5 protein-coding genes are annotated in these 4,304 nt (G+C 45.4%); 1 reads left to right on the top strand and 4 read right to left on the bottom strand.

From position 1 onward, the window contains the following. On the top strand, positions 1 to 708 hold a 708-nt coding region (locus tag ABUA47_RS12800), incomplete at its 5' end, for a phenylacetate--CoA ligase family protein (RefSeq protein WP_349831647.1). A gap of 538 nt (positions 709 to 1,246) precedes the next feature. On the opposite strand, the gene rplT is transcribed toward ABUA47_RS12800, so the two are convergent. The 4 genes from rplT to thrS all read right to left on the bottom strand — a co-directional run. Continuing rightward, the gene (gene rplT / locus ABUA47_RS12795) at positions 1,247 to 1,597 is read right to left on the bottom strand and encodes a 50S ribosomal protein L20 (protein ID WP_004289896.1); all 351 of its coding nucleotides are present in this window, start codon (positions 1,595 to 1,597) and stop codon (positions 1,247 to 1,249) included. Positions 1,598 to 1,697: 100 nt separating this feature from the next. Further along, complete coding sequence (rpmI, locus tag ABUA47_RS12790; protein ID WP_005827880.1) at positions 1,698 to 1,895, bottom strand: 50S ribosomal protein L35; 198 nt, start codon at positions 1,893 to 1,895, stop codon at positions 1,698 to 1,700. A gap of 67 nt (positions 1,896 to 1,962) precedes the next feature. Next, entirely contained in the window at positions 1,963 to 2,565 is a 603-nt protein-coding gene (gene infC, locus ABUA47_RS12785; RefSeq protein ID WP_005827878.1) for a translation initiation factor IF-3, read from the bottom strand. 120 nt (positions 2,566 to 2,685) lie between these two features. Then, positions 2,686 to 4,304, bottom strand: a 1,619-nt coding sequence (gene thrS / locus ABUA47_RS12780; RefSeq protein ID WP_349831646.1) for a threonine--tRNA ligase, incomplete at its 5' end; no start/stop codon positions are given.

Here is a 4,304-nt window from a genome sequence, read left to right as displayed (position 1 = left end):
GACCCCGCCGGCACAAGTCTGAAAACGCTTGTTATCGGTGCCGAACCCCACACAGACGAGCAACGCAGAAAGATTGAACGCATGCTTGGCGTCAAAGCCTATAACAGCTTTGGTATGACTGAAATGAACGGTCCCGGCGTAGCCTTCGAGTGCACCGAACAAGACGGCATGCACTTCTGGGAAGATTGCTACCTGGTCGAAATCATTAACCCGGAAACCGGCGAACCCGTACCGGAAGGTGAAATCGGCGAACTGGTACTGACAACGCTGGACAGAGAGATGATGCCCCTCATCCGCTACCGTACACGCGACCTTACCCGCATCCTGCCCGGCAAGTGCCCTTGCGGACGTACCCACATCCGTATAGACCGCATCAAAGGCCGTAGCGACGATATGTTCATCATCAAGGGAGTCAATATCTTCCCCATGCAGGTGGAAAAGGTGCTGGTACAATTCCCCGAATTGGGCAGCAATTACCTCATCACGCTCGAAACGGTCAATAACCAGGATGAGATAATTGTGGAAGTTGAACTTAGCGACCTCTCTACTGACAATTACATCGAGCTACAAAAGATTAGCAAAGCCATTACCCGCCAGCTGAAAGACGAGATTCTGGTAACTCCGAAGTTACGGTTGGTAAAGAAAGGTTCCTTGCCGCAGAGCGAAGGAAAAGCCGTCAGGGTAAAAGACTTACGGGACAACAAATAAACTTAAAAAAACTCTTTTCAAAACAGACCATCTGTTCACCCGATACAGATGGTCTGTCTTGTATAAACACATCATCTATCTTCCCTTGACACATCATCTGTTTCAGCATCACGTATCATCGTTTCACAATCACCCACATCCGCATAAAACGAAAGAGGAACGGTTATCCAAACAGATTACCGTTCCTCTTTTATAGAAAGCCGCACCGATGATGTGATGAAACTCCGTATGACATGATTTGAGTGCTCCTCCTCTTTGTAATCCACCGACTCAAGAGTTACCCCGAAGGGCGTGGCCCGCCATTGAGAAGCGAAGCTTGTCTCGGTATTTCATAAAAATTGATGAGTTTCCCGATCCAATCAATGCGGCTATTTTTTCTATAACAAAGGTAATGAGTTTCTATGAAAGAAACAAGTAAAAGCAGTAAATTGTTTCAAGTCCTTTTCAAGTTTTAACCCCTCCCCGGAGTATCAGAAAACAAAAAGTGCTGACTACCAAAAGAGTAATCAGCACCTCGTAATTTATCTGCTAACTGTTTTTATGCAGCCTTCGCTTTAGCAACGATAGCCTTGAAAGCTTCCGGATGGTTCATCGCTAAATCAGCCAACACTTTGCGGTTGATTTCGATACCAGCTTTGTGCAAAGCGCCCATCAGCTTAGAGTAAGACATACCTTCCAGACGAGCGGCAGCGTTGATACGCTGAATCCACAAAGCACGGAAGTTTCTCTTCTTGTTCTTACGGTCACGGAACGCATAGGTCAAACCTTTTTCCCAAGTATTCTTGGCAACAGTCCAAACGTTCTTTCTTGCACCAAAGTAACCTCTGGTCAATTTCAAAATTTTCTTTCTTCTTGCTTTAGAAGCAACATGATTTACTGATCTTGGCATAGTTTTACTTGTTTTTGAATGTTAGCGCCGTTACTTCACGCAGCGGACTTAAAGCTAATGCATTCGGTTAATAACTTTAATACTTTTGTACGCTTTTCAATTACTTCATTGCTAAGAGCTCTTTCACCTGGCTTACATCTGTTGTACTAACAAGTGTAGAGTAGCACAAGTTTCTTTTCTGCTTCTTAGTTTTCTTAGTCAGGATGTGACTATGAAAAGCGTGCTTTCTTTTGATTTTACCTGTTCCGGTAAGAGTAAATCTCTTTTTAGAACCGGAGTTAGTCTTCATCTTTGGCATCTTTTTTAAACTTTTTAATTATTAAATTATATGGCAACGCACTATACCTATGGCGTTACTCACTTCTTTATTCTTCTTCGGTTTCAGCCGACGCAGCCTTTGGCGCATCTTCTGCAGGCTTGGGAGCCGCGCTCTTCTTAGGTGCCGCCACTTTCTTCGGAGAGAGTTGGATTGTCATTCTCTTTCCTTCCAAAACCGGCATCTGGTCTACCTTCGCATAGTCTTCCAAATCATTGGCAAAACGGAGCAGCAACACTTCACCTTGCTCTTTGAACAAGATAGAACGGCCTTTAAAGAATACGTAGGCTTTCACCTTATCGCCATCTTCCAAAAAGCCTTTGGCATGCTTCAACTTGAAGTTATAATCATGGTCATCAGTCTGAGGTCCAAAACGTATTTCCTTCACGTTCACCTTCACCTGCTTTGCCTTTTGTTCTTTCTGACGCTTCTTTAACTGATAAAGAAATTTAGAATAATCAATAATACGACAAACAGGGGGTTGTGCATTTGGAGAAATCTCCACGAGATCCGCTTCATGTTCTTCAGCAAGTCTTAAAGCCTGCGCTATCGGATACACTTTTGGTTCTACTTCATCGCCCACTATGCGGACTTCTTTGGCCCGGATTTGTTCGTTAATCCGATGTTGCCCTTTTAAGCTGTCATTCTTCATTAAATAACGTTTACTTCCAGTTTGTTTCTTATTTACTATTCCCAAATTAATGTTTTTGTTAAGTAAAAGCGAACTTTAGAACATCTAATATATGCTATGCTTCTACAATTGGGCGCAAAGTTACCATTTATTTATCATATTCTGAACTTCTTCGTTCATTTTTTTGGCAAATTCTTCAAATTTCATGGTTCCTTTATCACCTTCTCCCTGCTTGCGGACAGCAACTTCCTTGTTTTCAGCCTCCTTTTCACCTACAACCAGCATGTACGGAATACGCTTCATCTCATTGTCACGAATCTTACGACCAATCTTTTCATTGCGCTCATCCACAATGGCACGGATGTCATATCGCTTCAAGTATTGTTTCACTTCATGCGCATAGTCGTTGAACTTCTCGCTGATAGGCAGGATGGCAACCTGGTCAGGAGTCAGCCACAACGGGAACTTACCGGCCGTATGCTCAATAAGCACAGCCACGAAGCGTTCCATGGAGCCGAACGGAGCACGGTGAACCATTACGGGACGGTGCTTCTGATTGTCAGCACCGGTATATTCCAGCTGGAAACGTTCCGGCAGGTTGTAGTCCACCTGGATGGTACCCAGCTGCCAACGGCGACCGATGGCATCCTTCACCATGAAGTCCAGTTTAGGACCATAGAAAGCGGCTTCTCCATATTCTATTTTTGCCTTCAGCCCCTTTTCTTCACAAGCTTCGATGATGGCTCGTTCTGCTTTTTCCCAGTTCTCGTCGCTACCGATGTATTTTTCGCGGTTCACCTTGTCACGCAAGGAAATCTGTGCCTCGAAGTTCTCGAAGTCCATAGATTCGAACACGATGGAGATAATGTCCATGACACGGAGGAACTCATCCTTCACCTGGTCCGGACGGCAGAAGATATGCGCATCATCCTGCGTAAAGCTACGTACACGTGTCAGACCGTGCAACTCGCCACTCTGCTCGTAACGGCAAACCGTACCGAACTCTGCCAAACGCAAAGGCAGGTCTTTGTAAGAACGGGGTGAGTTCTTGTAAATCATACAGTGGTGAGGGCAGTTCATCGGTTTCAAGAAGTACTCTTCCCCTTCTTCCGGCGTATGTATGGGCTGGAAGGAGTCCTTACCATATTTTGCATAGTGTCCGGAAGTGATGTAAAGCAATTTGTTGCCGATGGGTGGACACATTACTTCCTGATAATCGTAACGGGCCTGGATGCGGCGCAAGAAATCCTGCAAGCGGATACGCAGTGCAGTACCTTTGGGAAGCCACATCGGCAATCCCTTACCTACGGTGTCAGAGAACATGAACAAGTCCATCTCCTTACCGATTTTACGGTGGTCGCGCTTCTTGGCTTCTTCCAGCAGAACAAGATACTCATCCAGCATCTTCTTCTTCGGAAAGGTGATACCATAGATACGGGTCATCATCTTACGGTCTTCTTGTCCACGCCAATAAGCACCGGCAACGGAAGTCAGCTTAATAGCCTTGATAGGAGCTGTGGTCATCAAGTGAGGGCCACGGCACAAGTCGGTAAATGCACCCTGCGTATAAGTTGTGATGTGGCCGTCTTCCAATTCGGAAATCAGCTCGCATTTATAAGTTTCTCCACGGTCACCGAACATTTTCAAAGCATCCGCCTTGGCAATGTCTTGTCTGACAACCGCTTCTTTCTTAGCCACCAGTTCAGCCATCTTTTTCTCAATGGCTGGCAGGTCAGCTTCCTTGATAGTCGTTTCACCCG

The organism is Bacteroides sp. RTP31139st1_H2_RTP31139_211217, assembly GCF_040227615.1.
GTDB classification, from domain to species: Bacteria; Bacteroidota; Bacteroidia; order Bacteroidales; family Bacteroidaceae; genus Bacteroides; species Bacteroides uniformis.
Note: the sequence above shows the minus strand (reverse complement) of the source record. Positions and strands in the feature narration are given on the sequence as shown.

Coding starts and splice junctions, on each gene's coding strand:
- rplT (WP_004289896.1), bottom strand. CDS start 1,597: ATGCCAAGATCAGTAAATCATGTTGCTTCTAAAGCAAGAAGAAAGAAA.
- rpmI (WP_005827880.1), bottom strand. CDS start 1,895: ATGCCAAAGATGAAGACTAACTCCGGTTCTAAAAAGAGATTTACTCTT.
- infC (WP_005827878.1), bottom strand. CDS start 2,565: ATGAAGAATGACAGCTTAAAAGGGCAACATCGGATTAACGAACAAATC.